This is a genomic window from Gordonia hirsuta DSM 44140 = NBRC 16056 (genome assembly GCF_000333015.1).
Taxonomy (GTDB): Bacteria; Actinomycetota; Actinomycetes; order Mycobacteriales; family Mycobacteriaceae; genus Gordonia; species Gordonia hirsuta.
This window is the reverse complement of sequence record NZ_BANT01000030.1, coordinates 1-14,899: the sequence shown is the minus strand read 5'-3', so window position 1 is coordinate 14,899 and position 14,899 is coordinate 1. Positions and strand designations below refer to the sequence as shown.

Annotated in this window: 17 protein-coding genes and 2 pseudogenes; 14 read left to right on the top strand and 5 right to left on the bottom strand. The window is 66.1% G+C overall.

Annotated elements, in window-relative coordinates:
- Positions 1-43: 43 nt before the first annotated feature.
- The 8 genes from GOHSU_RS11365 (at position 44) to GOHSU_RS11330 (ending at position 7,284) form a co-directional block, all read left to right on the top strand.
- The gene (locus GOHSU_RS11365; RefSeq protein WP_245551727.1) at positions 44-1,021 is read left to right on the top strand and encodes an MlaD family protein; all 978 of its coding nucleotides are present in this window, start codon (positions 44-46) and stop codon (positions 1,019-1,021) included.
- Complete coding sequence (locus GOHSU_RS11360) at positions 1,018-2,031, top strand: MlaD family protein (protein ID WP_005941540.1); 1,014 nt, start codon at positions 1,018-1,020, stop codon at positions 2,029-2,031. Before GOHSU_RS11365 ends, GOHSU_RS11360 begins: the two co-directional genes overlap by 4 nt.
- The gene (locus tag GOHSU_RS11355; RefSeq protein ID WP_005941538.1) at positions 2,028-3,023 is read left to right on the top strand and encodes an MlaD family protein; all 996 of its coding nucleotides are present in this window, start codon (positions 2,028-2,030) and stop codon (positions 3,021-3,023) included. The genes GOHSU_RS11360 and GOHSU_RS11355 overlap by 4 nt, the downstream gene beginning before the upstream one ends.
- A gap of 45 nt (positions 3,024-3,068) precedes the next feature.
- Entirely contained in the window at positions 3,069-4,094 is a 1,026-nt protein-coding gene (locus tag GOHSU_RS11350) for an MlaD family protein (protein ID WP_245551726.1), read from the top strand.
- A 23-nt stretch (positions 4,095-4,117) separates the two neighbouring features.
- Positions 4,118-5,110 carry an MlaD family protein gene (locus GOHSU_RS11345; RefSeq protein ID WP_245551725.1) on the top strand — a complete coding sequence of 331 codons (993 nt, stop codon included), beginning with the start codon at positions 4,118-4,120 and terminating at the stop codon, positions 5,108-5,110.
- Between the two features lie 113 nt (positions 5,111-5,223).
- Positions 5,224-6,054 carry an MlaD family protein gene (locus tag GOHSU_RS11340; protein WP_245551724.1) on the top strand — a complete coding sequence of 277 codons (831 nt, stop codon included), beginning with the start codon at positions 5,224-5,226 and terminating at the stop codon, positions 6,052-6,054.
- 20 nt (positions 6,055-6,074) lie between these two features.
- The gene (locus GOHSU_RS16335; protein ID WP_005941528.1) at positions 6,075-6,758 is read left to right on the top strand and encodes a hypothetical protein; all 684 of its coding nucleotides are present in this window, start codon (positions 6,075-6,077) and stop codon (positions 6,756-6,758) included.
- Positions 6,759-6,789: 31 nt separating this feature from the next.
- A complete protein-coding gene (locus GOHSU_RS11330) occupies positions 6,790-7,284 on the top strand; it encodes an SRPBCC family protein (RefSeq protein WP_245551723.1) in 495 nt (164 codons plus the stop codon).
- Positions 7,285-7,339: 55 nt separating this feature from the next.
- Here GOHSU_RS11330 and GOHSU_RS11325 read toward each other — a convergent pair whose 3' ends face one another.
- Both GOHSU_RS11325 and GOHSU_RS11320 read right to left on the bottom strand, forming a co-directional pair.
- Entirely contained in the window at positions 7,340-8,071 is a 732-nt protein-coding gene (locus GOHSU_RS11325; RefSeq protein ID WP_005941522.1) for a TetR/AcrR family transcriptional regulator, read from the bottom strand.
- Positions 8,072-8,084: 13 nt separating this feature from the next.
- Positions 8,085-8,648: an SRPBCC family protein gene (locus tag GOHSU_RS11320; RefSeq protein ID WP_005941518.1), complete on the bottom strand. Its 564-nt coding sequence runs from the start codon at positions 8,646-8,648 to the stop codon at positions 8,085-8,087.
- 127 nt (positions 8,649-8,775) lie between these two features.
- On the opposite strand from GOHSU_RS11320, the gene GOHSU_RS17435 reads away from it, so the two are divergent.
- The 4 genes and pseudogenes from GOHSU_RS17435 (at position 8,776) to GOHSU_RS11305 (ending at position 11,556) form a co-directional block, all read left to right on the top strand.
- Positions 8,776-9,150: a DoxX-related protein gene (locus GOHSU_RS17435; RefSeq protein WP_005941515.1), complete on the top strand. Its 375-nt coding sequence runs from the start codon at positions 8,776-8,778 to the stop codon at positions 9,148-9,150.
- Positions 9,147-10,157: an SDR family NAD(P)-dependent oxidoreductase gene (locus GOHSU_RS11310; protein ID WP_005941512.1), complete on the top strand. Its 1,011-nt coding sequence runs from the start codon at positions 9,147-9,149 to the stop codon at positions 10,155-10,157. The genes GOHSU_RS17435 and GOHSU_RS11310 overlap by 4 nt, the downstream gene beginning before the upstream one ends.
- Complete coding sequence (locus GOHSU_RS17400) at positions 10,081-10,560, top strand: DUF2252 family protein (RefSeq protein ID WP_369403322.1); 480 nt, start codon at positions 10,081-10,083, stop codon at positions 10,558-10,560. The genes GOHSU_RS11310 and GOHSU_RS17400 overlap by 77 nt, the downstream gene beginning before the upstream one ends.
- Positions 10,475-11,556: pseudogene (locus GOHSU_RS11305) on the top strand (DUF2252 family protein). The gene GOHSU_RS17400 and the pseudogene GOHSU_RS11305 overlap by 86 nt, the downstream one beginning before the upstream one ends.
- Before the next feature lie 38 nt (positions 11,557-11,594).
- Here GOHSU_RS11305 and GOHSU_RS11300 read toward each other — a convergent pair.
- Both GOHSU_RS11300 and GOHSU_RS11295 read right to left on the bottom strand, forming a co-directional pair.
- Positions 11,595-12,227, bottom strand: a complete 633-nt coding sequence (locus GOHSU_RS11300; RefSeq protein WP_005941502.1) for a response regulator — start codon at positions 12,225-12,227, stop codon at positions 11,595-11,597.
- Complete coding sequence (locus tag GOHSU_RS11295; protein ID WP_281169729.1) at positions 12,224-12,853, bottom strand: sensor histidine kinase; 630 nt, start codon at positions 12,851-12,853, stop codon at positions 12,224-12,226. Before GOHSU_RS11295 ends, GOHSU_RS11300 begins: the two co-directional genes overlap by 4 nt.
- Positions 12,854-13,089: 236 nt before the next feature.
- Between GOHSU_RS11295 and GOHSU_RS11290 the strand changes: the two genes are divergently transcribed.
- Entirely contained in the window at positions 13,090-14,052 is a 963-nt protein-coding gene (locus GOHSU_RS11290) for an FtsX-like permease family protein (protein WP_245551722.1), read from the top strand.
- An 8-nt stretch (positions 14,053-14,060) separates the two neighbouring features.
- The gene (locus GOHSU_RS11285) at positions 14,061-14,750 is read left to right on the top strand and encodes an ABC transporter ATP-binding protein (protein ID WP_005941494.1); all 690 of its coding nucleotides are present in this window, start codon (positions 14,061-14,063) and stop codon (positions 14,748-14,750) included.
- A 13-nt stretch (positions 14,751-14,763) separates the two neighbouring features.
- On the opposite strand, the pseudogene glpX reads toward GOHSU_RS11285, so the two are convergent.
- A pseudogene (glpX, locus tag GOHSU_RS16795) lies at positions 14,764-14,899 on the bottom strand (fructose-bisphosphatase class II); the annotation flags it as partial.

Genomic DNA, 14,899 nt, shown 5'->3' with positions numbered 1-14,899 from the left:
ACGACAAGGCTCTCCCCGCGAGGCGAGCACCGCGACGCTCCGCGTGCGCGCTGTCCTCACGATCATCGTCATGGTGCTCGTCGGCGCCGGGCTCACGATGCTCGCGCGCGGCGCGTTCGAGGACCGGTTCAGGGTCACGATCAACGCCGAACGAATCGGCAGCGGTCTCGTCGTGGGCGCCGATGTGAAGCTCAACGGCTACGCGATCGGCCGTGTCTCGCGGATAGACACCGTCGGGTACGGCCGGCAACGGATCACCGCCGATCTCGAGCGTCATCAGGTGGGCCAGCTGACCGACCGGGTTCGTGCGTGTTTCGCGTCGTCGAACATGTTCGGGGCGACGGGCATCGAGCTCATCAACATCGGCGGCGGTGCTGCGCTGAAGGAGGGAGCAACGCTCACCATCGGTGCGGACACGACGCAGATCACCGTGACGGATGCCTTTTCGAGGGTGAGTCGTATCGCCGGCGCCCTGAGCGATGAGGACTTGCTCGACCTTCTGCAGTTTCTCGCGAGGGAGGGCCGGGGTGTAGGGAACACGCTGGGCGCCTTCCTGGAGACCGCGAAGCTGTTGCGCGACGGGCAGAAGGGCTCGATCAAGAAGTATTTGAAGGTCGCCGACGAGATGGGTGCCGGAGTGTCCAAGCTTGCACCGCTCGTCGTCGGCGGGGTGGTGGACCTCCTGCACCAGGCCGAGTACTTCGGTGAACAGAAGAATCGGGATCGCGTCAACACCGCGGTCGACGGACTCAACGACGTTCTCCTTCGCAAGGGCGGAGACGCGCTGGCCGATCATTCACCGGACCTGGTGAAGATACTCGACACCTTCATGGACCTGGTGATTCCGATCGGCCTGTCGATCGGAACGATTGCGCCGACCTACAACCGGCTGCCCGAGCTGATCGCCAACGTCAGGCGGGCCTTCCCACAGGTGGCCGGGAGTCCGCAGCTCCAGCTCGAACTCGTGGCGGCGAGCTTCCCGCAGGTGGTCGGACCACTCGCGACGAGAGGAAGCCGATGAAGACGGCGGGAACACGGGCCGCGGCACTGAAAGTGCTCGTCTTCAGCGGCATCGTCGTCGCGTGCATGGTGCTGATCGTCAACTCGATTCGCACGCCGGTGCCGGGAGTGAAGAACGAGTTCACCGCGATGGTCTCGGACGTGTCGGGCCTGTACGAGGGCAACGACGTGCGCATGTCCGGTGTGCAGGTCGGCAAGGTCGAATCCATCGAGCTGGCCGGCGCCGTGGCCCGAGTGCGGTTCTCCGTGCAGGAAGATCATTCGATCTACGACAACACCAAGATCGCGGTGCGCTACCAGAATCTGGTCGGACAGCGCTACCTGGAGCTGATCCGGGCCGAGCGGGACGGACCGGTACTCCCGGCGGGCACCACGATCAGTGAGCAGAACACCATCCCGAGCTTCGACGTCTCGCAGTTGTTCAACGGGTTCGCACCGCTCTTCGACACCATCGAGCCCGATGCTCTCAACAGGTTCGGGCAGAACATGCTCAATGTGATCCAGGGCGACGGATCCGGATTCGGCGGGCTCCTCGACGACGTGCGAAAGCTCGCCTCGATGGCGAATGACCGGCAGAAGCTCGTGTTGGTGATCCTCCGCAACCTCGACAACGTGTCGAAGTCCATCGTCGGCAAGTCGCAGCAGATCGGTGACTTCGTGCGCGAGCTCGACTTCATAGCCGGCGATCTCGACACGCGCGCCGACCAAATCCACTCCAGTGCGGTCACCGCGAACAAGGTGGTCAAGCGCGGCGCGGACCTCCTCGATCAGTTGCAGGCTGCCTACGACGACACCTATGGGCCGTTGCACGACTTCCTGTTCCGGCTGACTCCGCTTGCGAAGGAGATCCAGACGGCACTCCGGCTGTTGCCGTCCTTGATCACGGGTATGAACAACGGGATCAAGGGGACGACGACGCCGGTGAACTACACGTGCAGCAAGGGACGGAGCGGCCTTCCGGGCATCGGCTCCGTTGTCCTGGCGAATCAACGACTGGTGGTGTGCAAGTGAGAGATCCGTTCGCGAACGTCAACTTGACCCGTGGTCCGGACCTGAGCTGGGGAATCGTCGGCATGGTGTTCGCGGGGATCGGCCTGCTGATGGCCGGCGTCATCTACGTCGTACCGTTCGGGAGAACTACGTACACCGCACACTTGCAGTATTCGGGTTCGATCAGCGGTGGTGACGAAGTGCGGATCGCCGGAGTGAACGTCGGGAGCGTCGGGACGGTCGCCCTGGATGGCGACAAAGTCGTCGTGACCTTCACCGTCGACGACGGCCAGCGTCTGGGCGAGCTCACTGAGGTGGAGGTCAAGTTGCTGACTCCCGTAGGTGGACACTATCTCGCGGTCACGCCGAAAGGCGACGGTGATCTGGCTGGGGTGCCGATTCCCAAGGAGCGGACCAAGACCCCGTTCGAACTGTCCGACGTTCTCGAATCCATCGAGCCGATCGCCGGTGGCCTGAACGGAAACACGGTGCGTGAGACGATCCGCGAGGTCAATAGGGCGATCGACGGGCGGCCCGATGCGATCCGCGAGTTGATGACGCAGGGAACAGATCTGCTCAGTGTCATCGCGAATCACACCGACCAGTTGGAGCGCGGAATGGGGGTCGGTGACGAGTACCTCGGAGCGATCGCCCAGGATAAGCAACTACTGGCGGGCTTCGTGCGGCACCTCGGGGGCATCGCCGTCAAACTTGCCGACCGCCGGACCGACATCATTACCACCTTCCAGTCGCTGAAGCGGCTGGCCGCGGTCGTGCACCGCCCACTGATGGCGTGGGACGGCGGAATCGAGCCTTCGATATCCGCGTCGGAGGAGATCTTCCGGGCTCTCGTCGCTGATATCTCCAAGATCGACGACGCCATCGCGGGACTCCGCGAGGTGATCGGCTCGCTGGGAATGATGCTGGGCGACAGCGGAATCGAGATCGATCAGTCGAAGTCGGTAGTACGAGACACGGGATTGTGCATCCCGCTCCCGGGAAGTGATTGCTGAATGAGAACAGCACGCAAGATGGCAGTCGCGGCGTGTGCGCTCGCGGTGACCGCGACCGTCAGCGGCAGCGCGTCTCAGATCCCGATCAATCTGCCGAGTCCGGGTTCGCTCGGTCTGCCGTTCGGCACCAAGACGGTGTGTGCCGATTTTCCCGACGCGATCGGCCTGTACGAGGGCAACAATGTCGCGATGCTGGGTATCCCGGTCGGTTCGATCAGCAAGATCGAGCAACGTGAACGCGGTGTCCGCGTGACCATGAAGGTGGACAGTGGACTGGACCTGCCGGCGGACGTGGGAGCCGTGACGGTCGCCAGTTCGATCGTGACGGACCGTCGGGTCGAATTCACCAGGCCGTTTGTCAGCGGGCCGAAGTTCGACCTCGATGCATGCATTACCAAGACGCGGACCCCCAAAGGCATCAGTGACGTTCTCGACGGAATCAACCGCACGGCTGCTGAAGCTCTCGGTGGTGATTCCGGCGCCGAGGCAGAGGAGGGCAAGCGGCAGCTCGCGGCATTCGTCGAGAACATGAATCGACTGATCGACGGTAGCGGCAACCAAGCGAACCTCACGCTGGCGGCCGTCTCGAAGATCATCGGCGATCCGGCGGCCAAGGATGCGACCGCGCGGCGCATGATCGACTCGACGGCCGAACTGACCAACATGTTCATCACCAACTGGCCGGATTTCGAGAAAGCCCTCAGCCGGCTGTCGTCGGTGTCGAAGCTCATCCAGGGATCGACCAACGGCCTCGGTAGAGCCGTGGAGTACGCGAACGACTTCCTGCCGGTGATCGTGCGCAACATCGGCAAGTACGACCAGCAACTGTACGGGCTGGCCGACGCGCTGGTTCCTTTCACGCATGAGCTCCTCAAGCGGGTCGACGACATCGGCGAGTTCTTCGCGTACCTTCCGGTCGCGATCGGCAAGGTGCCGGGCCTCGTGGATCCGATCCTCCATGCGCTGCTGTTCACCTACAAGTCACCACGGTTCGAGGTCTCGTCCGGCGGGCGGAAGGTGCACTTGAACATGGCCGATCTGCTGGTCGCAGCTCAGGGAGGCGGGCGATGATGCGCGTGGCCAGACTCGCGGCGGTGCTCCTGGCGATTGTCGCCGTCTTTTCGGGTTGCTCGATCCGGGCGACGGACCTGCCGCTGCCGGGCACCGCGATGTCGGGCGAGCAGTACCGGATCGAGATCGTCTTCCGGACGGCGCTGAATCTGCCGGACAAGGCGAAGGTCTATTTGGAGGGCGTCGAAGTCGGCAAGGTCGACGCGGTCGACATCGAGGATCGGTACGCGGTGGCCGAGGTCGACATTCGCAGCGATGTCGTGCTGTCTACGAGAACAGTGGCCAAGGTGAAGCAGTCGTCGTTGATGGGCGACTTGTTCGTCGAGCTGTCATTGCCGGACGACCCTAACTCGGACGTGCTGCAGGCGGGCGGCCGCATTCCGATCTCCCAGACCGAACCGCCCGACAACATCGAGGACATGCTGCGCGCGATGGCGATGTTCGTCGCGGGGGCACCGGCGCAAGACATCGCGAGCCTCATCAACGAGGTCAACGAGGTCATGCCCGGGCCGAAGGAGATCGCATCGCTGAGCGAGGCAGGAAAACGCAATCTGAGTGAGCTGGCCGCGAGCACCGACGAGATCTCCAGCCTTCTCGACTCGGCGGGATCGATCTCGAAGACGTTCGGCGACAACGCCGGGCGTGTCGACTTCATGTTGCAGCAGGGACCGCCGCGGGTAGCCGGGCTCAAGGATGTGCTGTACGGCGTCATCGACCTGATGATGAGCCTGGCGCACTTCACCAAGCCGATCGAGCCGATGCTGGTCCCGCTGACGCCGGACCTGCACAAGCTGATCGGGATCCTGACTCCTGCCGGGCTGGCCATCGCCGACGCGGACCGCTCGCTAGTCGCGAACGTCAAAGACGTCAACGCCCTGATGCGGGACAGGCTGATCCCGTTCCTCGGTTCCCCCCTGAATGTGTCGATCCGGGGCGGAACCCCGGCCCAGGGCACCCCGGCTCAGCGCGCGGACGCGTTGATCGGCCTGCTGCGCGGAATCGGGATGATCCGATGATCAAGCTGCCTGCACCCGTGACCTTGTTCCTGCTTGCGCTGATCACGGCCGTGGGAACCGCGTATATGAGCATCGTCGTACTCAAGATCAATCCCACCGAAGAGAAGATCATCGTGAGCGTCGAGGTGCCCGAATCCGGTGGCCTCATGTCGACGTCGCAGGTGACCCTCCGCGGCATCCAGGTCGGCAAAGTCGCGTCGGTGCAGCAGGTACCCGGCGGCCTGAACGTGCGACTGGCGCTGAACGAGGGTGTCGAGATCCCGGTGAACGCGAACATGCGTATCGCGAACCTCTCCGCGGCGGGTGAGCAGTTCATCGATTTCTCCGCGGATCGGATCGTGGGTCCGTTCCTCACTGACGACGCACGGATACCGCGGCAGAACGTGCGGGTCAGTTCCACGGTCGCAGTCAGTCTCGCCGGACTGGATGCCCTGACCAGTGCGCTCGATCCCGCGCAGATCACGAAGCTGGTCCAGACCATGCAACAGAGCCTCGACGGCCGCCGTGGCGACTTCTCCAAGCTGATCGACGCGACGAACCGGTTCGCGACGATGCTGGTCGACAAGCGCGTTCAGATTCGTCAGCTGTATTCGAATCTGCAGGACCTCGGCGACAGATTCGACGGCTACGGGCCTTCGGTGGCGTCGGCGGCAGACGACGTCGCGGGCGCCATCCCGGACGTGCTGACGCTCGTGCAGCAGTTCCAGCGCTACGGAGGGGTCGGGGAGAAGGTGTGGAACGACCCTTTCAGCCCGCTGATCGACAAACTCGACGAGTACTGTTTGCAGCTCTGTCCGGATTTCAGTCTCATCGCCAGCATGCTGAAGCCGTACACCCGGAATCTGCGGCCGCTGCGTGCCGACATCGGCCAGCTGATGAACGCCATGCTCGGCGTCTTTCCGGGCAATTCGATGCGGGTGGCAGTCGTACTGCCTCCGAAGTAGCCGGCAGGAAGCAGGAGATCGTGAGCGAGAAGGATATGAATACGGACGTGTCGCGGCCGGACATCGTGGAGGAGACCGTCGAATTGGACGGAATCGCCGATGTCGAACCGGTCGATGCCACTCCGGTCCGGAAGCGGGCGGGGAGGACTTCGGGGTCCGTCGAGCGTATTTCGGGGTCCGGCGAGAACAAGGCGCCTCACCCCTCGCGACGCGGGCGCGCCGTCGTCGCCGCCGCTGTCGGGGCACTCATCGCGCTCGCCGCGCTCACTGGCGTCTTCGGTTACAAGTGGCAGTCGGTGCAGGGTGAACTGGATCGCGTCCAGGCGGATCAGTCGAGCCTGGCGGCAGCCACCGAGGTGGCTCGCGAGTACACGGAACGGTCGCTGACGTATGACTACCGCGACGTCGACGCGTTCTTCGACGGAGTCAACCGGGGGGCGACGAAGTCGCTACAGGACGAGTACCAGAAGGCTCGCGGTGATCTGCAGACACTGATGGTGACCGCACAGGTTGTCGCGTCCGGTGACATCATCGCGACGTCGGTGCTGTCGTCGGCCGACGACCGGTACGAGTTAGCGGTGACGGCGATCCAGAAGACGAAGAACCTGCAGCAGCCCGAGGAGGCTCAGGTTCCGAACGTGCTGAAGGTGGTCGTCGTGCGCGATGGCGACTCCTGGCTCGTGGACAAGTACTCGTCGATGTGAGGTGCGGCCGTTCCGGCTGACCAGATCAGGAGTGGAGAAGTCGATGCTGCACGAGAAGCACAAGGTGGTGGTTCCGGCGCCGCTGGAGACCACGTTGAGAATCCTCCAGGACGTCGAGTCCATGGACGGGTGGATACGGCCCTACCTCCCGCGGCGGCCACGCGTGTCGGCGACGACAACGGTGCTGGAGCGTACTTCGAGCGGAGCTCCGCGGCTGGTCAGACTGAAGACCTCGGCCGCCGGGATCGGCGACACGAGCCTCACGGAATACGTCTGGACTGATACCGGATGCCGAACGATGTTGCGTGCCAGCAAAGTGCTGCGGGCATCGAATGCGGCGATCGACCTCCTGCCGATCGCGGCCGGCACGTTGCTCACCCTGGAGGCGACGGTGGAATTGAAGATCCGGCTCCCGAAGCTCGTGGAACTGAGTTTCCACAAATATCAGCAGGACTTCACCAGTGCGGTGACTCGGGCATTCATCGCCGAGGGCAGGCGGCGGAGTGCCGGAGTCCATCAACGGTGACGCGGCTCCGGCCGCGCACCGAGGCCGAGCGCGGAAGGGTCCAGGTGCGAGGCGGTCAGTCGTCGATGCCGCTGAACGCGAGGTGCAGCGGTTGATCGGGATCGAAGGAGATCGCCGGGTCTAGGTTCGCCTGGATCACGCCGATGATCGACCGTGTGAGTATCGCCACGAAGTCGTCACGCGAGAGCGCGTCGTTTGCCGGCTGATCGGTCCGTATCCACAGGTCGGTGGCTGATCCGACCATACCGAAGAGGGTGTAGACGGTCATCTGGACGTGGGCGGCGTCCCCAATCGCATCGGACAGCACTTCTTGGGCAAGGCCGGCGGCGCGCTCGGCCGAGCCGCGCGCCATTCGGAGGGGGTGATCGGTGTCGCCGGTCACGGACCCGTACTGGCCGCTGGCCAGGAAGTGGAAGACGTTGGGGTGCTCGGAGACGATGTCCGCGAATTCGCCGACGATGTGGCTGGTCAGCTGGCGCGCGGAGTCCTCTGCGAGATTGATCTGGGCCGAGAGCCGGTCCCAGATATCGGTCGTCATCGTCTCCAGAATCGCCCGGTACAGATCGTTCTTGTCGTCGAAGAAGCGGTACAGCTTCGGCTTTTTCACCCCGACCTCCGCGCAGATGTCGTCGAGGGTGGCCTTCGGCCCGATGGTGTCGAAGGTACGGATCGCGGCGCTGACGAAGTCGGCTCTCACCTGCTGGCGGTGCGCGGCCCAGCGCGTTGTTCGAGCGTCCGGGCGCTTCGGTGCCTCCTTCGGGTCAGCGGGACTCGTCGCGGTAGCCATTCTCGAAATGGTACTAGGTACTCACAGGATCAGAACGCGCGGCGCCCGCCGAACTTGATGAAGGGTTTCGCGAACACGGCAGTCCACCGGAGTGGCAGGAAGCCGATGAACCGGGGGCGACAGCGACCGTGTAGGTCAGCGTGCTGCCGGTTCCGCTCTGGGCCACCGACCACCGCTCGGCGAAGGACTCGATCGCCAGCGGTATCGAGATACCCGAGCCGGTGGCGATCAGGCCGTGCTGCGCGTTCTGTTCGACGACCTGCGATGTGAACGCGACCAGTCCGCGGTACACACGGTCGTTGCCCTCCGTCACCGGACCCGAGAGGACGGGGCTCGCGCCGATGGTCGGTCCGTCGAGAACCTGTTGCCACACCTGGGACGGCGTATCGGGGAGGTCTATCGACACCGTCGCACCCCACGGGGCGGATGTGAGGAACTCTGTCGGATCGGCGGGTGGTGCGAGCGCGAAGCGTCGCGGCCCCGTCCTGCCTCCGGCGAGGACAGCGAGCGTGACGAGTGCGATCACTCCGAGTACGACGAGTGCGGCGACGACGGAGACGATGATCACCGGGTTCATGGGGGCCTTCCTTGGCTGTGCCGCGGTGGGGGCACGGTGGCATGGTCGAACTGTGGTACGGAGAGTAATAGATAGAATTGGTATGCGGTACTGTTCTTAAGAACATCTCTCGACACAAGGGGCAGCGATGCGAAGAGGAATTCTCCGGGCGGTCCGGCGCGTGAGCGTCGTTGACGTGTTCTTCCGGGTGATCGGGCTTGGTCTCGCGGCGACGGGGCTGGCACACCTGGCGTTCACCGGGCTGTTCGCCCGAATCTCGGCTCCGGTTTTCCCTGAGAACACGAAGGCCTGGGTTCGCGTGAACGGACTGTCGGAGGCCGCCATTGGCGCGGCTCTCGCAGGCCGGCGGACTCGACTGGCCGGGTTGATCGGGGGGCTCGTCTACTTGGCTCACCTCGCCGACCATGTGGTGGCAGCCGTCCTGCGATGGGTCAGGTCACCGGACCGAGGTGAGTCGGTGACCCACGGAGAGTCAGCGGCAGGCAAGGGAGGCGTCCGATGAGCAGCGAGCGGCGAGTGAGTAGCGGCGTGCGGGGCGCGATGGACCGGGTGTGGGAGGCTCGCCGGGATCTTCGGCGTTTCGCCCGACATAACGCGGCCTCGACCCTCCGGCTCCGAAAGCTCGACCTCGTCGGGCGGATCGTCGTCATCACCGGCGGCAGTTCGGGGATCGGCTACGCGACCGCGCGTCGTTGTCTCGGGGCGGGGGCCCGGGTGGTCATCGTCGCCCGCAGCGCGGAAGACCTTGCCGAAGCCCGCGAAACGCTGTCGCGGTCGGGCGACGTCCACGTTCGAACCTGTGACGTGACCGATGAGGCTGCCGTCCGGGCGATGATCGACGAGGTGGAGGCGACGATCGGACCGATCGACGTTCTCGTCAACAACGCGGGCCGGTCCATCCGTCGCTCCACGGTCAATTCGGTCGAGCGGATGCACGACTACCATCGCACGATGGACGTGAACTACTACGGGGCCGTTGCCTGCACGTTGGCCGTGCTGCCGAAGATGATCGAGCGTGGCCGCGGCCGGATCGTCAACGTCTCGAGCATCGCGACACAGGCGCTGGGGCCGCGGTTCGGTGCCTACGCGGCGAGCAAAGCCGCACTCGACGCATTCGGTGACGTCTTGGCCGGCGAGGTGGCCGGTCGGGGTATCACGGTGACTTCGGTGAAGATGCCGCTGACTCGCACTCCGATGATCGAACCGACCGGTGCCTACCGTTCGATGTCAACGATCAGCCCGGGGCAAGCGGCCTCCCTCGTGATGCGTGGAATCCGGTATGGACGCCCGCGCGTGTCTACTCTGCCCGGCGAAGCAGCGGCGGCCGCAGTCGCCCTCACACCGGGTTCTGCGGCGTTCTGGCGCCACGTCGACTACCTGGCGGTGCCCGAGTCGTCGGCCGCCCTCGGGATCACCAAGAGCGTTGTCGCCGATGAGGTGGAGGATGCCGCCGAAGAGGTACAGAATGACGGGGTGCACGAACTCGTCCAGGAGGATTCGCATGTCTGATTCGTTGACTACGGGAGCCAGTGTTCCCCCGGAGGTTCGGGTGCGCACACGCGCGTATGAGGCGACCGGTGTCGACGCCGAGTTCGGCCGTCAGGCCAGGCGCCGGGCACCGCGCAGAGCAGCGGGCGACTGGGATGCATCGGTCCGGTCGGTGACGGCTCTGGATCGCCTGCGCGCCCAGGAATCCGTCCGCGATGCGGGCTTGTTGCCGTTGCGGTATGCGCGGATGGCCTCCTCCCCGTGGGCGTACCTGCGTGGCGCGGCAGCGGTGATGGCCGGACTTGGCGTCCTCACCGCATTCCGGTCTGACCGTTCAGATGTGCGGCGATGCGCACATCCTCAACTTCGGTCTGTGGGCGTCGCCCGAGCGGCAGTTGCTCTTCGACGCCCGGGACTTCGATGAGACGAGCCCGGGCCGTTCGAGTGGGATGTGAAGCGGTTGGCGACGTCGGTCTTCGTCCTCGCTCAGACGGAAGGCATTCGGAAGAAGACCGCCGAGAAGGCGGCTGCCGCTGCGGTCGGCGCCTACGCCGAGGCGATGCACAGGTATGCGGGGATGAGCGAGCTCGACATCTGGTACGACCGGATTGACGCGGATTCACTGACCCGCAGTCTCAGTTCCGCGTTCGCCACCGAGACCCGGCGGACGATCGCGGCCCAATCGAAGAAGCGGTCACAGGTCGGTGCCGCGCGCAAACTGATCGTCACCGACGACGCCGGGAATCGCCGAATCTTACTCGACGACGTCAAGCGTCGCCCGCTGGCGTTGTCCGAAATCGAGGCGGCGAGCGTATACGATCAGATATTCGAGACCTATCTGGCGTCCGCCCCACCGCACCTGCGCCGTCTCGCGGGCCGGTTCACACGTCACGACACCGTCCAGCAGGTTGTGGGAGTCGGAAGCGTGGGGATGCGGGTCTACCTTCACCTCATGGTCGGGGACAGCGATGTACCGGTGTTCTTCCAGCTCAAGCAGGCGACTGCTTCGGTGTACGAAGAGGTCCTCGGTACCAGCGAGTTCGCGAATCACGGTGAGCGTGTGGTCGTCGGCCAACGATTGATGCAGTCGGCCAGCGATGTGTTTCTCGGATTCGTCCGTGTCGATGAACATGACTACTACGTGCGGCAGTTCCGCGACATGAAGATCATTCCCGAGGGTTCACAGGTCGCGCCCTACCTTGCCGAGTTCGCAGCAACTTGCGGTAGCGCATTGGCCAAGTCGCACGCGCGAAGCGGTGAGCCGTCGGCGATCGCCGCCTACATCGGCTCAGGTGACGCGTTCGGTGAAGGAATCGTGAACTTCGCCAAGGCGTATGCTCGCCAGACCTCGCTCGATCATTCGGATCTCGTGGCCGCGATCGGCGACGGAGAGGTCGAAGCGGCCGAGTCCGGGTGGTGACTTGTCTCGGCCACCCGTCGATGACGTCCACGCCGCCGCTATGAGATGAGTCCGCGTTCGCGCGCGACCGCCACCACTCTGGTGCGACTGGTGACGCCGAGCTTGTCGAAGATGTGCACCAGATGTGACTTCACCGTGGCTTCGGAGATGAAGAGGCGCTTGGCGATCTCGCGGTTGGATCCGCCGACCGCGAGCTGCTCCACCACGTCCAGCTCGCGGGCGGTCAGCGCCTGGGCCGGTGAGGTCATGCGGTCCAGCAGCCGGGCGGCGATGGGCGGGCTGAGGACGGTCTGGCCGGCGGCTGCGCTGCGAATTCCGGAGATCAGGACGTCCGGCGCGGTGTCCTTGAGCAGGTAGCCGATGGCGCCGGCCTCGGTCGCCCGGACGACGTCGGCGTCGGAGGCGTACGTGGTGAGGATCAGCACCTGAGGCGCCGGGTCCAGAGCGCGGAGGTCGGCGGTGGCGGCTACTCCGTCCCGACCGCCCGGCTCGGCGCCGTGCAGGCGCAGATCCATCAGCACCACGTCGATGTGCTGCCCGGTCGCGAACGCGGTCGCTTCCCCGGCGTCGGATGCTTCGGCGACGACCTCGAAGTCGTCCACCGGCTCCAGGACGGCGCGGAGTCCGGCGCGGACGATCGGATGATCGTCCACCAGCATGATTCGGATCACGCCGAACCTCCTTGTGGCGGCGGCGCTTCGGTGGGCAGCGCGGGATCGCTCAAGGGTACGCACACGTGGATCGTGGTGCCGTCGCCGGGCTCGGAGTCCACGGTCAGCGCTCCGCGGCACCGCTCTGCCCGGGTGGCCAGGGCGCGGAGCCCGAATCCGGTGCCGCCGTCGGCCCGGGCCGGGGAGAACCCGACGCCGTCGTCGACGACGTCGAGGTGGGCCTCGTCACCGAGTGCGGTGAGGGTCACCACCGCGCGGGTGGCGCCGGCGTGCCGGACGGCGTTGGCGAGCGCTTCTTGTGCCGCTCGCAGCAGCAGCGCTCCGGCCTCGTCGTCCAGCCCGTCCAGGGCACCGTGGACGTGCAATTCGGTCGGCAGGCCCAGGCGTGCAGCCTTCGCGACCGCGGACTGCAGTCCGACGGTCAACGGCCCGTCGGGCACTTCGCCGCCGTCCAGGCCGCGCAGGAACATGCGAGTCTGGGTCAGCGCGGCCGACGCCATCTCCAGAGCGGTGGCCGTCTGGGCGTGTCGTTGCGCCGGGGCGGTCGACGGATCGGCGGCCGACTGCAGCAGCATGACGATCCCGGCGAGGGCCTGGCCCGCCCCGTCGTGGATCTGCGTGCCCAGCCGTTCGCGCTCGGCGAGCAGAGCAAGCTCCCGGGAGAGCGCCGCGCGATTCGGCGGCGGCGTCGACGATCCGGTGGACGGCCTCGGTCACCGCGATCGCGGTCGCGATGCCGATCACCGGCCCGATCACGGCCCCGACGCCGACGGTGTCGCCGCGGAGCGAGGCGAGCGGCCACGCTGGAGAGGTGTTCATCGGATGGCGAGAGATCCGCCGCGCGGCGGGAAGATTCGGGTTGATGACGGGCGTGATCGCGCTGATGTCGTTCATGGTGGTGGTGCTCTCCGCGCTCACCGGCGGCTTGCAGCAGGAGTCCACCTCGGCGATTCAGGCGTTGCCCGGTACCGGTCTGGCGGTGCAGACCGACGCGGGCGGGGCCGCAGCGAACCTGGTCGACAGCAGACTCGATGCCGACGCCGTCGCGGCGATCCGCGCCGTCGACCCCGGCGCACGCCCCCTGGGCATCGTGATGTCCGGCGTGGCGCGCGGCGGGACGAGTTCGGCGGTCGCGGTGTTCGGCCGCGACGGCGCTGATCCGGCGGCCGCCTCCGGCGTGCGGATCGGGCCGGAGGCCGCGAGCGCGCTCGGTCTGGGTGTCGGCGACGAGGTGACGGTCGGCGGCGTCGCGACCCGGGTCGCCGAAGTCTCCCCGACGCTGGAGTTCGCGCACTCGCCCGTCGCGGAGGTGCCCCTGGAGTTGTGGCGTCAAGTGGCGCACCGCGACGAGGTGACCGCGATGGTCCTCACTCGCGACGTCGAGGGGGTCGCCGGGGTCACGACGGCAGTCGGCTCCGCTCGGCTGGACCTGATCCCGGGGTACTCCTCGGAACACAGCTCGCTCCTGCTGATCCAGGGTCTGCTGCTATTGATCTCCGCCGTGGTCGTGAGTGCCTTCTTCGCCGTGTGGACCGGACGCCGCCTCCCGGAGCTCGCCGTGGTGCGGGCCATGGGCGCCGGCCGGGGATACCTGCTGCGCGACGGCCTCGGCCAGGCGGCGGTGGTGCTCGGCGCCGGACTGACCGCGGGAACGATCACCGGGGTGATCATCGCGTGGGCGGTGTCGGGGACCGTGCCGATCCAGCTCAGCGTCGTCGGGGTGTTACTTCCCGCCGCGGCGATGGCCCTGCTCGGCATGCTCGGCGGAGCGCTGGCCCTGCGTCCGCTGACGACCGTCGATCCGCTGACCGCTCTCAACCGATAGGAATCCCGATGAGCCTGCAGATGTCCGCCGTCGACCTCACGTACCCGGACGGCGACGATCGCCGTGTCCAGGCGCTCGCCGAGGTGTCCCTGACTGTCGCACCGGGGGAGGTGATCGCGCTGACCGGACCGTCCGGATGCGGCAAGTCCAGCGCCCTGGCCGTGGCGGGCACGCTGATCCGGCCCGATTCGGGGACGGTGGCCATCGACGGCACCGAGGTGGGCGGACTGTCGGAGCAGGACCGTGCCAGGATCCGCCGCGAGCAGATCGGCTTCGTCTTTCAGCGCGACAACCTCCTGCCCGACCTCACCGCTCTCGAGCAGTTGCTGCTGACCGCGCACCTGCGGGGCGAGCGGCCCGCACGGCATCGGGGTGAGGCGCTCGATCTGCTGGCCGACGTCGGTCTGGCCGGCCACCACGACAAACTGCCGCGGCAGCTGTCCGGCGGCATGCGTCAGCGGGTCAACATCGCCCGCGCGCTGATGGGACCGCGCCGCGTGCTCCTGATCGACGAACCGACGTCGGCGCTCGACCACGCACGCGGTACCGCGATCGTCGAGCTGATCTGCCAGCTGGCCCGCGAGCGCGGACTCGCCGCGCTGCTGGTGACCCACGATCTCGCGACGCTCGAGGGCAACGCGGACGGTCTGCTTCACATGCTCGACGGACGGCTGACGGACGTCGCCGTCGCCGTCTGAGTGTTCGGCCGTCTCAGAGGTCGATGCGGGCGAACTCGCGCAGCTTGGCGGTCTGGTGACGGGCCTCCACGTTGCGCACGGTGCCGGACTTGCTGCGCATCACCAGCGAGCGGGTGGTCGCGCCGTTCGGACGGTAGGTGACGCCGCGG